This window comes from Streptomyces sp. NPDC046909, from assembly GCF_040644695.1.
Lineage (GTDB): Bacteria > Actinomycetota > Actinomycetes > Streptomycetales > Streptomycetaceae > Streptomyces.
This window is the reverse complement of sequence record NZ_JBEYXC010000014.1, coordinates 39,464-55,284: the sequence shown is the minus strand read 5'-3', so window position 1 is coordinate 55,284 and position 15,821 is coordinate 39,464. Positions and strand designations below refer to the sequence as shown.

Here is a 15,821-nt window from a genome sequence, read left to right as displayed (position 1 = left end):
GCGTCCTACCTCCCGCCGCGCCCTCGCACGGCGCGCACCACCAGCTCGACGAGCAGCACCGTGGACGCCGTACCCAGGCACAGGGCCCACTGGACGGCGTCGAGGGGCTCCGTTCCGAAGACGGCGCGCGCCCAGGCCAGGTGGACGGCGACGACCTGGACCGCGAGGACCGCGGCAAGGCACAGCCACAGGGTGCGGTTGCGGAACTGGTGGCGGCCCAGCAACGGGCCGTCGTCGGCACGGGCGTTGAGCGAGTTGAACAGCTGGAACAGGACGAACGTGGTGAACGCCATGGTCGACGCGGTGTCCGTGCCCACCCGATCCCGGGCCAGCGCGAGGAGCGTCACCGTGCCCACCGTCATCACCGCGCCGGCCCGGCCGATGGCCAGCAGACGGCGGGTGTCCAGGATCCGCTCCCCCGGGTCCCGCGGCGGGCGCCGCATCGCGTCGTCGCGGGCCGGGTCGACGGCCAGGGCCATGGCGGGCGGGCCGTCCATGATGATGTTGATCCACAGGAGCTGGGCCGCCGTCAGCGGGGCCGGCAGACCGGCCAGGGAGGCGCCCAGCAGCGTCAGGATCGCGCCGATGTTGGTGGCCAGCTGGAAGCGGACGAACTTGACGATGTTGTCGTAGATGGCCCGCCCCTCGCGCACGGCCCGCACGATCGTGGAGAAGTCGTCGTCGGTGAGGACCACGTCCGCGGCCTCCTTGGCCACGTCCGTTCCCGCGCGGCCCATCGCCACCCCGATGTGCGCGGCCCGCAGCGCCGGCGCGTCGTTGACGCCGTCGCCGGTCATGGCCACGATGTGGCCCCGGTCGGACAGCGCTCGCACGATCGCGACCTTGTGCTCGGGGGCGACCCGGGCGAACACCCCGATGCCGTCGATGCGTTCGGCCAGCGCGTCGGGCGTCATCCGGTCCAGTTCGGCTCCGGTCACCACCGCACCGCCGATGTCCAGTTCGCGCGCGACGGCCGCCGCGGTGTCGGCGTGGTCCCCGGTGATCATCTTGACGGCGACTCCGGCGGAGCGGCACAGGGCCATCGCGTCGCGTGCCTGCGGACGGGGCGGGTCGGCGATCCCGGCCACGGACACCAGCGTCAGTCCGGGCAGCGCGGCCGGCTCGGGCACGCCGTCCACCAGGGCGGTGGCGGCGCCCAGGACCCGCAGGCCCGAGCCGCCGAGGCGCGAGGTGACGTCGAGTATCTCGCCGCGGCGGCGGTCGTCGAGGCCGCGCACTCCGTCCTCGGTCACCACCTCGGTGCACAGACCGAGCAGCACGTCGACCGCGCCCTTGACGTGGACGCGGGTGCGGCCGTCGGGCTCGGTGTGGAGGGTGGCCATGTACTTGGTCGTGGCGTCGAAGGGCAGCTCGCCCACGCGGGGCACCTCGGCCCGCAGCAGGTCGGCGTCCACGCCGGCCTTGGCCGCGAGCACCACGAGCGCGGCCTCCGTCGGGTCGCCGACGAACCCGCCGTCGGTCAGGCGGGCGTCGTTGCACAGCGCGAACGGCACTACCGCGTCGGAGAGTTGACCCGCCCCTCCCTCGGCGTCGCGTACGGTGCCCCGCGTGCCGTAGCCCTCGCCGGTGACCTCGTGAAGCCTGCCCGCGGCCCACAGCGCCCGTACGGTCATCTCGTTGAGGGTCAGCGTGCCGGTCTTGTCACTGCACACGACGGTGGCCGAGCCGAGGGACTCCACGGAGGCCAGGCGCTTGACGATGGCACCCCGGCGGGCCATCCGGTACACACCGAGGGCGAGGGTCAGGGCCAGCACGGCGGGCAGTCCTTCGGGGATCGCCGCGACGGCGAGCGCCACGGCCCGCAGCGCGATGTCCGCCAGCTCCTCACCCCTCACCAGGGCGACGAGCGCGTACGCGACGACCGCGACGCCGCTGAGCAGCGCGAGCCGCCGCCCGAGGCTGTCCAGCTGCACCTGGAGCGGACTGGGCGGTTCGGTGCCGCCACGCAACTCCTCGGCTATGGCGCCCAGTTCCGTCCGCATTCCGGTCGCCGTGACGATCATCTCGGCGCGGCCCCGGGTCAGCGCGGTGTTCATGAACAGCATGCCGGTGCGTTCGGCGAGCGGGAGGGCCCCCGCGGTGTCCGCGACCGCCGTGGTCTTGGCGACGGGCTGCGACTCCCCCGTCAGCGCCGCCTCGGCGACCTCCACCGACTCCGCGACGACCAGCCGCCCGTCGGCCGGCACCCGGTCACCGGCCTCCAGCAGGACCACGTCGCCGGGGACGAGGGTGTGGGCCTCCACGATCAGTTCCTCGCCGCCGCGGCGCACCCGGGTGGTGGGCACCAGCATCCGGCGCAGCGCCTCCAGGCTGCGTTCGGCGCGCCGCTCCTGGAGGTATCCGAGAACGGCGTTGATCTGCAGGACGACGGTGATCACCAGGGCGTCCTTGAGGTCGCCGATGGCTCCGGCGACGACGGCCGCGATGAGCAGGATGCCGATGAGCCAGTTGCGGAACTGGTCGAGGAACTTCAGCCATTCCGGCCGCCGGGCCGGTTCGGCCAGCCGGTTCGGGCCCCAGGCCACGGCCCGCTCGGCCGCCTCGGGCCCGCTCAGCCCGGTCGCCGGGTCCACGTCGAGGCGCTCCGTCACCTCGACGGCGGTCAGCCGATACGCGTCCGGTGCGCCCGCCGGGTGACGCCCGGCCGGGAGCGGCGGTGCAGCGGTCATCGCCGTCGGTCCGTCCATGCTCACGCCTTCCCTCCGGGCACCACGGCGACGGGGCAGTGCGCGTGGCGCAGGGCCGTCCGGCCGATCGAGCGGGGCCGCAGGCCCGTGCCGTGCGCGCGCCGCCGTACGCCGACCACGACGAGCTGCGCGCCGACGCTCGCCTCGGCGAGCCGCCGGTGGGTACGCCCGCGCACCCGCCGGAGACGCACGACGACGTCCGGGTGCTTCTCGCGCAGGACCGACACCGCCCGCGCGGTCCGGACACCGCGCCGGTTCAGGACCACCAGATCCGTGCCGCGTTCGGCGGCCTCGGCGAAGGCGAACTCGGCGGCTTCCCGGAACGCCGGGGAGGCGTCACCGGCCAGCACCACCGATCCCGTCCGGGCCGGCCGGCCGCACACCACCAGCACCGGACAGGCGCCGTCGGCGCTCAGCCGCCCGGCGACCGATGCGTGCAGCAGATCGCTCAGCCCGCCGCGACGGTGACCGCCCAGCACGGCGAGGGAGGCGGTGTCCGCCTCCTGTTCGAGCACCGACGCGGGCGCGCCGACGAGGACACCACGGGTGACCGTCAGCCCGGGGGCGATCCGGCGGGCGCGCCATTCGGCGTCGCCGAGTGCGCCGTTGATCCGGTCGCGCTGCTCGGCGGCGTCGGGATCCCAGGGCGGCACACCGGGTGCCGGCTGCCCGGAATCCGGATCGAGGGCGTGCGCCAGCCGCAGCTGCACACCGCGCCGCTCGGCTTCCCGGGCCGCGATCTCCACGGCCGCCAGGCTCGCCGGCGATCCGTCCACTCCCACGACGACCGGACCGGTCATGGCCCCTCTCCCCTCTCCGGGCGACCCGTCCCCGAGGGCCGGGACGACGACGGCACCGCGCGGCCGGACCCGCCCCACCGCGTCGGCCGGGCGGCCCCCTCTCGCGTCCACCTCCCACCCTCCGGCCGCCGCGCCCGCGTCCGCACTGGGCCGTACGGACCCCAAGGGCACACCGTCCGGCCCTCCCCCTTCCCGCCCGTCTCCCCGACGGCGCGACGGGGACCCACGGCGGCACACCCCGGCGTCCGGAGCCCCTGCGGACCGGAGCCCTGGCGGAGCCGCGGGCCGGGACCCTCGGCCGCCCGGACGCCCCCGGTCGGCCCTCGCGGAGCCGGCCGGACGGCGCAACGCTGATGCTGGGCCACGCCTCGGCGTGCGGCGCCCTGCCCCGCCGGGAGCGGGCCGGCCCGAAGGAGCTGATCCCCATGACGACCCTTGCCGGACTGCCGGACCGCCCGGTCCGGGTGAACGCGGTGCTGGACGCGCCGCTGTCCCGCTGGCTGTGGCTGGTGAAGTGGATCCTCGTCATCCCGCACTACGTGGTGCTGTTCTTCCTCTGGATCGCCTTCACCGCGGTGAGCGTGATCGCCTTCTTCGCGATCCTGTTCACGGAGCGCTACCCCCGTGCCCTGTTCGACTTCAACCTCGGGGTGCTGCGCTGGAGTTGGCGGGTCGCCTACTACTCGTACGGCGCTCTGGGCACCGACCGCTACCCCCCGTTCAGCCTGAGGGAGGAACCCGACTACCCGGCACGCCTCGACATCGCCTACCCCCAGCACCTCTCCCGGGGCCTGGTCCTGGTGAAGTGGTGGCTGCTGGCCATCCCGCACTACATCGTCATCGGCTTCTTCCTCGGCGGCTGGCACCTCGGCTGGTGGGACGGCGGGCTCGTCGCCGTACTGGCGCTGATCGCCGCCGTGATCCTGACCTTCACCGAGAAGTACCCCAAGAGCCTGTTCGACCTCATCCTCGGCCTCAACCGCTGGGTGCTCCGAGTCGCCGCCTATGCCGCCCTGATGACCGACACCTACCCGCCGTTCCGGCTGGACCTGGGCGGCACCGAGCCGGACGAGGTCCCGCAGGACCGGCCGTGACCAGCCGGTGAGGACGCCCCGGCGCGCCCAGGCCCGCGACGAGGACGAGGCGGGCGCTGGACACGGTCCACGAGCGCCGCCGGGGAGGGGCCGTTCGGCACGTGCTCGGTGCCGCACGGCCCACGTCCCCGCCGGCCCGGCCGGGTCACTGTGGGACCGGGAAGGGTCTTCCGGGGAGGCAACCATGACCGAACGCGCCGACGGCAACGGCATCGTGGTGGGTGTCGACGGATCCGAGGCGTCGCTGGCCGCCCTGCGCTGGGCCGCGAGCCAGGCGCGCGCCCTCGGCGTCGTCCTCGTCGCCGTGCACGCCTGGGAACCGGCCTCGGCCGCTTTGGCCCCCTACGCTCCGGCGTCCGCACAGCCCACCGAGGAGGAACAGCGGGAGCGGGCCGCCGCGCTCCTGGCCACCGCCGTCCGGGAAGCCTTCGGACCGCGGGTCGGCCCGGCCGTGCGCGCTGTCGTGGTGCAGGGGCCGCCGGCCCGGGTGCTGCTCCAGCACACACGCGACGCCCTGCTGCTCGCTCTGGGGCGCAGGGCCCGCGGGCAGTGGGAGGCGCCCGCCATCGGCACGGTGGGGCGCGAGTGTCTCCGGCACGCGGCGGTGCCCGTGGTGACTGTGCCCCCTGCCCGACCGTCCCTGCGGACGTCGAGGGCCGTCACCCTGCCCGAGCGTGTCCGCAGTGGCGCCGCACAGCCGAGGTGACGTCATGGACATCCTGGTGGGATACGCGAGCAGCCACGGCTCCACCCTCGAGATCGCGGACCGTCTCGCGGTCCGGCTGGGGGAAGCGGGCTTCAAGACCGAGGTGAGGGCGATGGAGACGGTGGACGACGCCGACGCCTACCGCGCGTTCGTCCTCGGCAGTGCCGTGCACGGGCAGACCTGGCTGGAACCGGCGAAGGCGTTCCTCCGCGACAACCCCGACGTGCTGGGCGCACGGCCGGTATGGATCTTCAGTGTCGGGATGCCGGGCGCACTGCCCGGGCCGTAGAAGCGACTGGCTTCCACGGAGATCCCGGTGATCGCGCGGAGCCTGCCCGGCGATCTCACCTACCGCGACCACCGGCTCTTCTCCGGTGTCGTCGCCCCCGCCCAACTGCCCCTCGCCGGCCGTCTGCTGTTCCGTCTCATGGGCGGCCGGTTCGGCGACCACCGCGACTGGGCCACCATCGACGGCTGGGCGGACACGATCGCCGCGGAACTCGCCGCCGGCTGAACTGGAGCGCTGACCCGCCTCGTCACCCAGGAGCGCGTCCACGAGCGTGCAGTCCACCGATCTCTGTGAAGCCGTACGCCGTCGGTACGCCGCCGCGGCCGAGAGGGTCGCCGACGGCGGAACCGCCTGCTGCGGGCCGCAGCCCGTCGAGGTCGACGAGAATTTCGGCTCCGCCCGCTGCACCGCCGACGAACGCGAGGCCCTGCCGCCCGAGGCCGTCGCCGCCTCGCTCGGCTCCGGCAACCCCACCGCCGTGGTCGAACTCCGCGAGGGCGAGCGCGTTCTCGACCTCGGGTCCGGGGCCGCCATCGACGTCCTGCTCTCCACCGGCCGCGTCGGTCCCACCGGCAAGACGTACGGGCTGGACATGACCGACGAGATGCTCGCCCGCGCCCTGGCCAACGCGCGGGAGGCGGGCACCACGAATGTGGAGTTCCTCAAGGCACCATCGAGGCCGTACCGCTACCCGCGAACACCATCGACGTGGTCATCCCCAACTGCGTCATCAATCTGTCCACGGACAAGCCCGCGTCTTCGCCGAGGCCTTCCGCGTACTCAGGCCGGGTGGCCGCGTCGGCGTCTCCGGCCTCGTCGCGGACGACAGCCTCACGCCCGGGCCGCGGGCCGAGTGCGGCGACCATGTCGGCTGCATCGCCGGTGCGCTGTCCTTCGCCGAATACCGCCAAGGCCTGGAGGCCGTCGGCTTCACCGCCGTCGAGATCACCCCGACCCACCCGGTAGCCGACGGCATGTACTCCGCCGTCGTCCGTGCCACCAAGCCCCTGGTCACCGAAACGCCTCCCGCGGCGGCCGGGCCGACCGGGACATGCCGCCGGAACTGACCGCACGCCATGCCGCGGGTGCGGACCAGGCGGGTGACGGAGCGCTTCAGGCCGCGTCGGTCGCGTCAGGGCCGGCGGCCGGAGCGCCGGTGCGGTGCCCGATGTGACGGACATGGGCGTCAGGGCCGGGGAACACGAGCGTCACGTGCTGCGTGTCCGACCAGCGCACGTCGTACGGAGGCGTGCCGTCCTCGTGGTGCAGTCCGACGATCTCGCCGTCGCGCTTGGTGACACCGGTGGTCGGGCTTTCGACGACAAGTACATCACCGACATGAGCTCGCATGATCTCCACCCGCTTTCTCGGACGGCTCTCCTGTGCTCAAGCTGGCGCACGCCCTACGCACGGCGATGCGCGTCTGTCCAGCGTCGCGCCCTCGGGCCTGTCCCTCAAGGGCCGTTGGACCTCCGTCAGGGGTCCCACGGGCCCTGCCGAGCACCTGGAACGGATCGCAGGGTGAGAGTGAACCCCCGAGGCGGCCCGTGGCCTCTCGGCGCTTCCGTGTGACAGGAAAGGCGGAGCGATGACCGACATCCAAGCCTTGCTGGGCGAGGACGCCAAGGACCTGCTGACGCACACGAGTGAGGGGATCCCGAAGGAGGACCTGACGCTGCCGGGTCACGACTTCGTCGACCGGGTCATGGCCGCGACCGACCGCTCGCCGCAAGTGCTGCGCAACCTGCAGTCCCTCATCGACCACGGCCGACTGGCCGGCACGGGCTACGTGTCGATCCTGCCGGTCGACCAGGGCATCGAGCACTCCGCGGCATCGGCGTTCGCACCCAACCCCCGCTACCTCGACCCGAAGAACATCGTCGAACTCGCCGTCGAGGGCGGCTGCAACGCGGTCGCCAGCACACTGGGCGTGCTCGGGGCCGTGTCCCGGCGCTACGCGCACAAGATCCCCTTCATCGTGAAGCTCAACCACAACGAACTGCTCACCTACCCCAACCACCACGACCAGGTCATGTTCGGCACCGTCCAGCAGTGCTTCGACCTCGGCGCGGCCGGCGTCGGGGCCACCGTCTACTTCGGCTCCGAGCAGGCCGACCGCCAGCTGCGGGAAGCCAGCGAGGCCTTCGCCCGCGCCCACCAACTGGGCATGTTCACCGTGCTGTGGTGCTATCTGCGCAACCCGGCGTTCCAGCACGTCGGCGTGGACTACTCGCTGTCGGCCGACCTCACCGGCCAGGCCAACCACCTCGGCGTGACCATCGAGGCCGACATCGTCAAACAGAAGCAGCCCGAGAACAACGGCGGCTACCGCGCGCTGGACTTCGGCAAGACCCATCCCCTCGTGTACGACCGGCTCACCACCGACCATCCGATCGACCTCACCCGCTGGCAGGTCGCCAACTGCTACATGGGCCGCGCCGGTCTGATCAACAGCGGCGGCGCCTCGGCGGGCCAGGACGACCTCGCCCAGGCCGTCCGGACCGCGGTCATCAACAAGCGGGCCGGCGGCACCGGCCTGATCACCGGCCGCAAAGCCTTCCAACGGCCCACCCGTGAGGGCGTCCAGCTCCTCCACGCCGTCCAGGACGTCTACCTCGACGACGGCATCACCATCGCCTGACGCAGACGACACGAGAACCCCGGCGCATCCGCTGCGCCGGGGTCATCCATGGCCGGTGCTGTCACCGGCCGACCTGGCCTTCACTTCTCCTCCGGGCGCCTCTGTCCACTTCGAGCGTCCAGCGGAACGCGGCGGGGGCCATGGGCTGACCGGCGGTGGCAGGGGGCCGTCCGGCCCTCCCTCGCGGCTCGCGCGACGGCCAGCCTGGATACAGGAGGCGTGGTGGTCGGCGTTCGCATCGACACCGGAGGTGTGCCATGACCGGACCTGTCGTCGTCGGACTCGACGGCTCCCCCGCGAGCGTGACGGCCGCGTGGTGGGCGGCGCGCGAAGCCGCGGGCCGCCATCTGCCCGTCGTGCTGCTGCACTCCTGGACCACCCAGCCACTCGACGCGCCCGTCGCCCAGGAGGCCCTCGGTAAGCAGCGCTACGGAGGGCGGGTGCTGCACCAGATGGAGGCCGAACTGACGCACCGTTACAAAGACCTCACCCTGATCACGGAACTGGTCTCCGGCACCGCGGCACAGTCCCTCGTGGACGCGAGCGACGGCGCATCGCTCCTCGTGCTCGGCTCCCGCGGCCACGGTTCGGTGGCCGGTTTCCTGCTCGGGTCCGTCAGCCTGCACGTGCTCGGTCTGACCCGCTGCCCCACCGTGGCCGTACGCGCGGACGGTCCCGCCGCGGAGGCCGGCCGGCCGGAGATCGTCGTCGGCGTGCGGGAGGCCGGACCGAGCACCGACCCGCTGCTGGAGCTCGCCTTCACCTCCGCCGAACTGCACGGGGCCCGGGTGCGCGCCGTCCGGGCACTGCCGCTGTCGTCGCTGGTGACCCATCCGCACATCGGCGGGGATGACGACGGCTACGAGTCGGACGAACGCGGCCGGCTCGGCGCCGCGCTCGCACCGTGGCGCGAGAAGTTCCCCGACATCGACGTCGTGAACCACGTCGCCCGCGGCGTGGCGGCACAGGTACTGCTCTCCGCCTCCGCCCACGGCATGCTCACCGTCCTGGGCCGTCGGCGCCACCCCGCGCCGCTCACGTGGCGGCTCGGTCCCGTCACGCACGCGGCCCTCCACCACACGCCGTGCCCCGTGGCCGTCGTCCCGCACGACTGAGCCGCGCCGGCCGAGGGAGCGAGGCCCGACATGGACCGTGGGACCACGAGGAAGCGGCTGCGCCGGCTGTACGCGGCCCTGTTCGTGCCGCCGACGCCCGAATCCGTCCTGTTGTGCCTGACCACGGCCGCGCTCGTCGCGGGCGGTGTCTTCCGCCTCGCCGGTGCTCCCGCGCTCGCCGACCTGTGCTGGGCGCTCGGCACGGTGGCCGCCGTGATCCCGGCGGTCGGCTGGGTGCTGGAGACCCTGCGGCGCGGCAACGCCGGCGTCGACGTCATCGCCGTCCTCGCGCTCGGCGGAACTCTGGCGGTGCGGGAGTACCTGGCGGGTGCGCTGATCGCGCTGATGCTCGCCTCCGGCCGCACCCTGGAGGCGGCGGCGCAGCGGCGCGCCTCGCACGATCTGCGGGCCCTGCTGGAACGGGCGCCCCGCACCGCGCGGATCACCACCGGGTCCGGCGTGCGGACGGTCCCCTCCGCCGAGGTCGCCGTCGGTGACCTGCTGGTCGTGGGGCCCGGCGAGGTGGTGCCCGTGGACGGCCGGGTGGTCTCGGCTCCCGCCGTGCTGGACGAGTCCGTGCTCACCGGCGAGCCGCTCGCCGTGGAGCGCGCCCCGGAGGAGTCGGTGCGCAGCGGGGTGGTCAACGCGGGCGGCGCCTTCGAACTGCGCGCCACCGCGACCGAGCAGGACAGCACCTACGCCGGGATCGTCCGGCTGGCCCGGCAGGCGGGCGCGGAATCGGCACCGGTGGTGCGGCTGGCCGACCGGTACGCGGCCTGCTTCGTGCCACTGTCCCTGGCGGCCGCCGGGCTGGCCTGGCTGGTCAGCGGCTCCGCCGTGCGGGCGGTGGCCGTCCTGGTGGTGGCGACGCCGTGTCCGCTGCTGCTGGCGGCGCCGGTAGCCGTCGTCTCCGGTCTGTCCCGGGCCTCCCGGCTCGGGGTGGTGGTCCGCGACGGAGGGGCGCTGGAGAACCTCGGCCGCGCCCGGACGCTGCTCCTCGACAAGACGGGAACCCTCACGGGCGGCCACCCCCGCGTGCTCGACGTGGCCGCCGCGCCGCGCTGGCAGCCGGCCCAGGTGCTCAGGCTCGCGGCCTCCCTCGACCAGTACTCGCCGCACGTCCTGGCGCAGGCCGTGGTCGACGCGGCCCGTGAGCGCGGCCTTCGCCTGTCGGTGCCCGCGGACATGTCGGAGGAACCCGGCCGGGGCGCATCCGGCACGCTGGCCGGGCGCCGGATGACGATCGGCAGGCGCCCCGACCACGCTCGACTGCCTGACTGGGCACGGTCGGTGGAGAACCGGGCGCTGCTGGACGGCGCGGCCGTGGCCTGGCTCTCGGTGGACGGCCGTCCCGTCGGCGCGGTGCTCCTGCGCGATCCGCTGCGTCCGGACGCGCCGCGCACCCTGCGCCGGCTGCGCGCCTCGGGCATCGCACGCCTGGTGATGATCACCGGCGACCGGGCCGCGCCCGCGCGCGAGGTGGGCGCCGTCCTCGGCCTCGACGACGTACGGGCCGGCCTCACCCCCGCCGACAAGGTCGCCGCCGTCCGCGCCGAGCGTGAGCGCGCGGTCACCGTGATGGTGGGCGACGGCGTCAACGACGCCCCGGCCCTGGCGGCCGCCGACATCGGCGTGGCCATGGGCGCACGGGGCTCCACGGCCTCCTCGGAGGCGGCCGACATCGTCCTGACCACCGATCGGGTGGACCGTCTGGCCGACGCCGGGGCCATCGCCGTACGCACCCGGCGCATCGCCGTGCAGAGCGCGCTCGGCGGCATGCTGCTGTCGCTGGCCGCCATGACCGCGGCCGCCTTCGGGCTGCTCCCGCCGGCCACCGGTGCCCTGCTGCAGGAAGGCATCGACGTCGCGGTGATCCTCAACGCCCTGCGGGTGCTGCGCGACGACCGGCAGGGCCGGCCTGCGCTGCCGCCGTCGACCGAGGCCCTCATCCGCCGCTTCGCCGCGGAGCACGACGACCTGCGGGACGTCCTGGACGCCGTACGCGACGCCGCCGACCGGCTGTCGGACGGCGCGGGGCCGCGGTCGCTGGCCGCCGTGCGCGAGGTGCACCGGCTGCTCACCGAGCGGCTCCTGCCACACGAGTACGCCGAGGAGCATCAGTTGTATCCCGCGCTCGCCCCGACGCTCGGAGGTCCGGAGGCGACAGCCACCATGAGCCGCGCGCACGCCGAGATCGAACGGCTGGCCCTGCGCATCGCCACCCATCTCACGCTCGCGGGCCGCGACGGATCCCTGTCCCCGGAACAGCTGGACGATCTGCGGGCCTGCCTCTACGGCCTGCACAGCGTGCTGCGCCTGCACTTCACGCAGGAGGAGGAGAGCTACTTCTCCCTGGCACCCTGAGCACCCGCCCCGGGCCGCGGCCAACCGGCCCGCCGCATCGGGCCGGTCGGCCCGCGATCGCGGCAACTCAATGGCGGTGTACTGGAGTTGACGGGATTTCCGCACCGCGTCGAGGGAGGGAAACGACATGATGACACCTCGTGCCGTACGCCGTGTCGCGCTGGGTTCCGTGGTGCTGGCTCTCGCGGCCACCGCACCGGCCACGGCCACGGGCCTGCGGACGGAGCGCGGCTCCGCGAACGCCACCACCGCCACCACCGCCGCGCCCGCCCGCACGGGCACGCCGCGTTCCGCGGTCGACAGGGTCGCCGACTTCTACGGCACCTACATCGACGTCCTGTACGACTCCGGCCGCGGCCGGCTCGCCGGTGCCCTGCGTACCCACTATCTGACCGCCGGTCTGCGCGCGGACCTGGCGCGGTGGGAGGCCGCCCACCACAAGGACGGCGTCCTGCGCGCCAAGGGGGTGCCCATCGCCTGGGAGGTCGTCTACAACGACAGCGGCATGGGGCACTGCTGGAGCAGGGTCACGCTCACCTGGGAGGACTCCGGGGAGCACACCCACCGAACGCGCCTGATGGTCCAGTCCGACCTGTCCTCGCAGTTGATCTCCGGCATCCGCTCCGACAGCTGACGCACCGGGCCGCCCCGTCCTGTCCGCGGGTGGGCCTGTCGGCCCCGATACGGTCCGCTCCGGCCCATGATCGGGGGTCGAAGGCCCCATGGCGCCGCCTCCGGTCCGGGACAAGGCTTGTCGCTGTACGCGGCGCCGGGATCACCGGCACCTCGCGGACCACACGGCAGGAGGAGGCGGCCATGAAGCGGATACAGGAGACCCGTCGCCCCGGCACACCGCGCCGGCCGGAGCCCCCGGATCTGCGCACGCCGTCGGGGCGGCCTCTCCCCTACTGAGCGAGAACGAGGCGGTGACCATGCGTTTCGAGAACCGTTCGGATGCGGGCCGCCGGCTGGCGCCCCTGCTGGCGGACCTGCGCGGCCACCATGCCGTCGTCCTGGGACTGCCCAGGGGTGGGGTGCCCGTGGCCTTCGAGGTGGCGCGGGCACTCGACGCCCCGCTGGACATCCTCGTGGTGCGGAAGCTGGGCGTGCCCTGGCAACCCGAGCTGGCCTTCGGCGCCATCGGGGAACACGGGGTCCTCGTGCTCAACGACGACGTGATCGAGCAGACGAGGCTGGGACCGGCCGAGCGTCGGACGGTGGAGCAGGCCCAGCGTGCCGAACTGCGCCGACGGTCGGACCTCTACCGCCGCGACCGTGCACCCGTCCCGCTCACCGGCCGGACGGTCGTGGTGGTCGACGACGGGCTGGCCACCGGCGCCACCGCCGAGGCCGCATGCCGGGTCGTCCGGGGTCTGGGGGCGGCCCGGGTCCTGCTCGCCGTGCCCGTCGGCGCGGAAGGAACCGTCGTACGCCTGCGCGGAGCCGCCGACCAAGTGGTCTGTCTCCACTCGCCGCGCTTCTTCGGCTCGGTCGGCGCCTGGTACCGGGACTTCACGCAGGTCACCGACGCGGAGGTGACCGACCTGTTGCACCGGGCCACTCGCCCCGCGCCGTCGGGGCATTCCGCGTGAGGTCCACGGGCCCCTGCCCCGGGCCGTACGGTCCCTGGCCGCCGCGGACGGCACGGTGTCCGATGGAAAGGAGAAGAAGAGGAAGAGGGAGGACACCATGGACTGGCCGACCGCGGCTGTGGTCATCGCCGCCATCTTCGCCTTCGCGGGCATCGTCAGCGCCTTTGCCGGGCGCCAGAAGAAGTAGCCGTCATCGCGGGTGATCCGGATCGTGTATCGCGGTACCGGCCGGCTCACCTGCCGTCATCCGTCACTGCACCGGATCCTCCGGCTCCCGCGCCGGTACGGTGCGGGCCACGGCGCCGGGGCGCCGTGGCCGGCTGCCGCGCCGTCGTGGGGTCGGCCCGTGCGGCACAGGGCCTCGGCCCGGTCAGTTTCTCCACGACCTGCGCTGCGAGCCGTGCGGCCAAGGCGTGCCGTTCATCTTCATGCGCACCAGCGCACACGCAGCGGCCGAACCGCGAGGACGGCAGCGCCGGTCACACGGCCTCAGTCCCGGGCTCCGCTGCCGTAGGGGGTACGGAGATCCGGCAGCCGGGTGCGGGCGGCGTTCAGCCTGCGGACGACGGCTTCGCCCACCCACAGCGCGATCGCGCGCCCCGCCTCCGGATCGTCCTCGCACATCCGCCGGACGGCCTCGGCGTCGAACTCGTGTGCTCGCACCGGGCCGACGGTCCGGGCACCGAACCGCCACCGGTGGGGCTCGTACAGCCAGGACCAGCCGAGGAGTTCGCCGGGGCCCAGGGTGCCGATCACGGCCGCGTGGCGTCCGGGCACACGCATCTCCAGGGCGATGGTGCCCGACTCGACGAGCCAGAAGTGATCGGCCCGGCCCCCCTCGTCGAACAGACGCGTGTCCGGTGGGTAGCACACATCGTGCGCCATGCTCATGAGCCTGCCCCGGTACACGGCGGCGAGATTCCGGGCCGTCCGGGTAGTGGTCGCGGTGGTCATGGCTGCGCCTCCTCCTGCGCCGAGCCGGCTCGGCGGTCGTCCAGGGGGACGTCGCCCGTCTCCAGCGTCAGGGCACGACCGAGGGCACCACATGGGCCGACCGGCCCCCGTCAAGAGGGCCGACAGGCAGGTCTCCGAAGACCAGTGGGCAGTGGTACGGAAGACGCGGTGTGCGCCACACCCACCCGACCCCCGTGGGACCGCGCCGGAGTGTCCGATGGCCCCCGGAAGCGCCCCCAACGGCCCTCGCACGGACCGGCGTTCGGCGCGAGGCTGGACCTGAACCCAGGTCGCCGCGCGGCGGCTTGTCGGTCCGAAGGAGCTGATGGCCATGACGACCCCGGCGAGCGCACCGAACCGTTCGAGCCGGTGAGCGGGCCATGACCGCTCTGCTGGTGGCGGCTTTCCTGGTCGTGCACGGGCTGCTGCATCCCGGCGTGTGGACGGCACCTCAGCAGCCCGGTGGCACGCCCGCGCCGTTCACCCCCGGACACTCGTGGCTGCTGGTGTCCGCGGGGGTCCCGGCGGCGACCGCCAGGACGGCTGCGCTCACGCTGGCCTGGTGCACGGCCCTCGTGTACGTGGTCGCCGGCGCCGGGGTTCCGGCGGACGCCGGGTGGTGGCCCACGGCCGCTCTGGTCGCCGCGTCGGGCGGACTCATGCTCAAGGCGGTCTGGTTCGACCCGTGGCTCAGCGTGGGCGTGCTGCTGGACCTGGGCGTCATCACCGCCGTCGCCTGTTCCTGGCCCGGCTCCCTCTACTGACGCACGGCCCGAGCGACGCAGTCCGCACGAGCACGCGTTCCCTCGCGAACGGGCGACGGCCGGACCGGGATCGAAGGAGCGCGGACAAGGGCCCGAACGGCCCGCAGAGAGATCCGGTCATCCCTCTTCCCGACCTCCTCAGGGAGCGATCCTTGAATCAGGCGCGGAGGCCGCACACGGTGTCCCCAAGGGGCTCCCCCGTCCCCACCCGGAAACGGCTCCACGCCAGGGGGACGGCCTCGGAAAGGGGCCGTGGCCGCACGTGGGTCGTCGGCCGCGTGCCCGCGCGATCCACCCCCGCGGGCTCGTCCCCCGTCCCTCCTCGATCTCGGAGGGGCGCGGTTTCACCTGCAGAAAGGGGAGCACGATGACCAGCGACAGAGTCCGGCCCACGCGGACGGTCCGGTTGCGTGCCGACGGGCCGGTGGACCAGGCCACGCTCGTCTACGCCCGTACCAAGATCGATGCCGTCGTCGGCCGGACCGGTCTGCCCGCCGTCACCGGTGAGGTCCGGATCGTGCGGGCGGGCGCCCGGCACGCGGACCGCCCCTGGCTGGCCACGGCCGACCTCCGGGTCGGCGGCCGACAAGTGGTCGCCGCCGCCGAGGAGGCAACCGGCCGGGAGGTCATCGACCAGCTTCAGGACCGGCTGCGCCGCCAGACCGCCAGGGCCGCCCACACCCCGGGCGGAGACCACCGGACGGCAGCTCCGCCGTGGCGAGGAGGCGAACAGCAGTCGGTGTAGGCCCCATTGGCGCGGTTCCCCGACCGACCACCCCCCCCTTGCGGGGCAA

16 protein-coding genes and 1 pseudogene are annotated in these 15,821 nt (G+C 73.8%); 13 read left to right on the top strand and 4 right to left on the bottom strand.

Annotated features, from left to right (window positions below; translation table 11 throughout):
- Positions 1–5: 5 nt before the first annotated feature.
- Both ABZ928_RS37155 and ABZ928_RS37150 read right to left on the bottom strand, forming a co-directional pair.
- Positions 6–2,708, bottom strand: a complete 2,703-nt coding sequence (locus ABZ928_RS37155; protein WP_361528640.1) for an HAD-IC family P-type ATPase — start codon at positions 2,706–2,708, stop codon at positions 6–8.
- A gap of 2 nt (positions 2,709–2,710) precedes the next feature.
- On the bottom strand, positions 2,711–3,508 hold the full coding sequence (locus tag ABZ928_RS37150; RefSeq protein ID WP_361528638.1) for a universal stress protein: 798 nt from the start codon (positions 3,506–3,508) through the stop codon (positions 2,711–2,713).
- A 425-nt stretch (positions 3,509–3,933) separates the two neighbouring features.
- On the opposite strand from ABZ928_RS37150, the gene ABZ928_RS37145 reads away from it, so the two are divergent.
- The 5 genes and pseudogenes from ABZ928_RS37145 (at position 3,934) to arsM (ending at position 6,664) form a co-directional block, all read left to right on the top strand.
- The gene (locus tag ABZ928_RS37145) at positions 3,934–4,602 is read left to right on the top strand and encodes a DUF4389 domain-containing protein (RefSeq protein ID WP_361528636.1); all 669 of its coding nucleotides are present in this window, start codon (positions 3,934–3,936) and stop codon (positions 4,600–4,602) included.
- A 184-nt stretch (positions 4,603–4,786) separates the two neighbouring features.
- On the top strand, positions 4,787–5,308 hold the full coding sequence (locus ABZ928_RS37140) for a universal stress protein (protein ID WP_361528634.1): 522 nt from the start codon (positions 4,787–4,789) through the stop codon (positions 5,306–5,308).
- Positions 5,309–5,312: 4 nt separating this feature from the next.
- On the top strand, positions 5,313–5,597 hold the full coding sequence (locus ABZ928_RS37135; RefSeq protein ID WP_361528632.1) for a flavodoxin domain-containing protein: 285 nt from the start codon (positions 5,313–5,315) through the stop codon (positions 5,595–5,597).
- Positions 5,598–5,624: 27 nt separating this feature from the next.
- Complete coding sequence (locus tag ABZ928_RS37130; RefSeq protein ID WP_361528630.1) at positions 5,625–5,822, top strand: hypothetical protein; 198 nt, start codon at positions 5,625–5,627, stop codon at positions 5,820–5,822.
- 46 nt (positions 5,823–5,868) lie between these two features.
- Positions 5,869–6,664 (top strand): annotated as a pseudogene (gene arsM, locus ABZ928_RS37125) (arsenite methyltransferase).
- A 46-nt stretch (positions 6,665–6,710) separates the two neighbouring features.
- On the opposite strand, the gene ABZ928_RS37120 reads toward arsM, so the two are convergent.
- Positions 6,711–6,947: a DUF1918 domain-containing protein gene (locus tag ABZ928_RS37120; protein WP_361528628.1), complete on the bottom strand. Its 237-nt coding sequence runs from the start codon at positions 6,945–6,947 to the stop codon at positions 6,711–6,713.
- A gap of 238 nt (positions 6,948–7,185) precedes the next feature.
- On the opposite strand from ABZ928_RS37120, the gene ABZ928_RS37115 reads away from it, so the two are divergent.
- The 6 genes from ABZ928_RS37115 (at position 7,186) to ABZ928_RS37090 (ending at position 13,496) form a co-directional block, all read left to right on the top strand.
- Positions 7,186–8,238 (top strand): class I fructose-bisphosphate aldolase, encoded by a 1,053-nt coding sequence (locus ABZ928_RS37115; protein WP_361528626.1) that lies wholly within the window; start codon positions 7,186–7,188, stop codon positions 8,236–8,238.
- Between the two features lie 257 nt (positions 8,239–8,495).
- Positions 8,496–9,353 (top strand): universal stress protein, encoded by an 858-nt coding sequence (locus ABZ928_RS37110; RefSeq protein WP_361528624.1) that lies wholly within the window; start codon positions 8,496–8,498, stop codon positions 9,351–9,353.
- 30 nt (positions 9,354–9,383) lie between these two features.
- Positions 9,384–11,717, top strand: a complete 2,334-nt coding sequence (locus ABZ928_RS37105) for a heavy metal translocating P-type ATPase (RefSeq protein ID WP_361528622.1) — start codon at positions 9,384–9,386, stop codon at positions 11,715–11,717.
- A gap of 127 nt (positions 11,718–11,844) precedes the next feature.
- Complete coding sequence (locus tag ABZ928_RS37100) at positions 11,845–12,351, top strand: hypothetical protein (RefSeq protein WP_361528620.1); 507 nt, start codon at positions 11,845–11,847, stop codon at positions 12,349–12,351.
- A 298-nt stretch (positions 12,352–12,649) separates the two neighbouring features.
- Positions 12,650–13,309 carry a phosphoribosyltransferase gene (locus ABZ928_RS37095; protein ID WP_361528618.1) on the top strand — a complete coding sequence of 220 codons (660 nt, stop codon included), beginning with the start codon at positions 12,650–12,652 and terminating at the stop codon, positions 13,307–13,309.
- 55 nt (positions 13,310–13,364) lie between these two features.
- On the top strand, positions 13,365–13,496 hold the full coding sequence (locus ABZ928_RS37090) for a hypothetical protein (RefSeq protein WP_361528616.1): 132 nt from the start codon (positions 13,365–13,367) through the stop codon (positions 13,494–13,496).
- A 302-nt stretch (positions 13,497–13,798) separates the two neighbouring features.
- On the opposite strand, the gene ABZ928_RS37085 is transcribed toward ABZ928_RS37090, so the two are convergent.
- Entirely contained in the window at positions 13,799–14,263 is a 465-nt protein-coding gene (locus ABZ928_RS37085) for a cyclic nucleotide-binding domain-containing protein (RefSeq protein ID WP_361528614.1), read from the bottom strand.
- A 380-nt stretch (positions 14,264–14,643) separates the two neighbouring features.
- Here ABZ928_RS37085 and ABZ928_RS37080 point away from each other — a divergent pair, with 380 nt between their 5' ends.
- Together ABZ928_RS37080 and ABZ928_RS37075 are read left to right on the top strand one after the other, a co-directional pair.
- Positions 14,644–15,027 (top strand): hypothetical protein, encoded by a 384-nt coding sequence (locus ABZ928_RS37080; protein ID WP_361528612.1) that lies wholly within the window; start codon positions 14,644–14,646, stop codon positions 15,025–15,027.
- Positions 15,028–15,394: 367 nt separating this feature from the next.
- On the top strand, positions 15,395–15,772 hold the full coding sequence (locus ABZ928_RS37075; protein WP_361528610.1) for a hypothetical protein: 378 nt from the start codon (positions 15,395–15,397) through the stop codon (positions 15,770–15,772).
- The last annotated feature ends 49 nt before the right edge of the window (positions 15,773–15,821 follow it).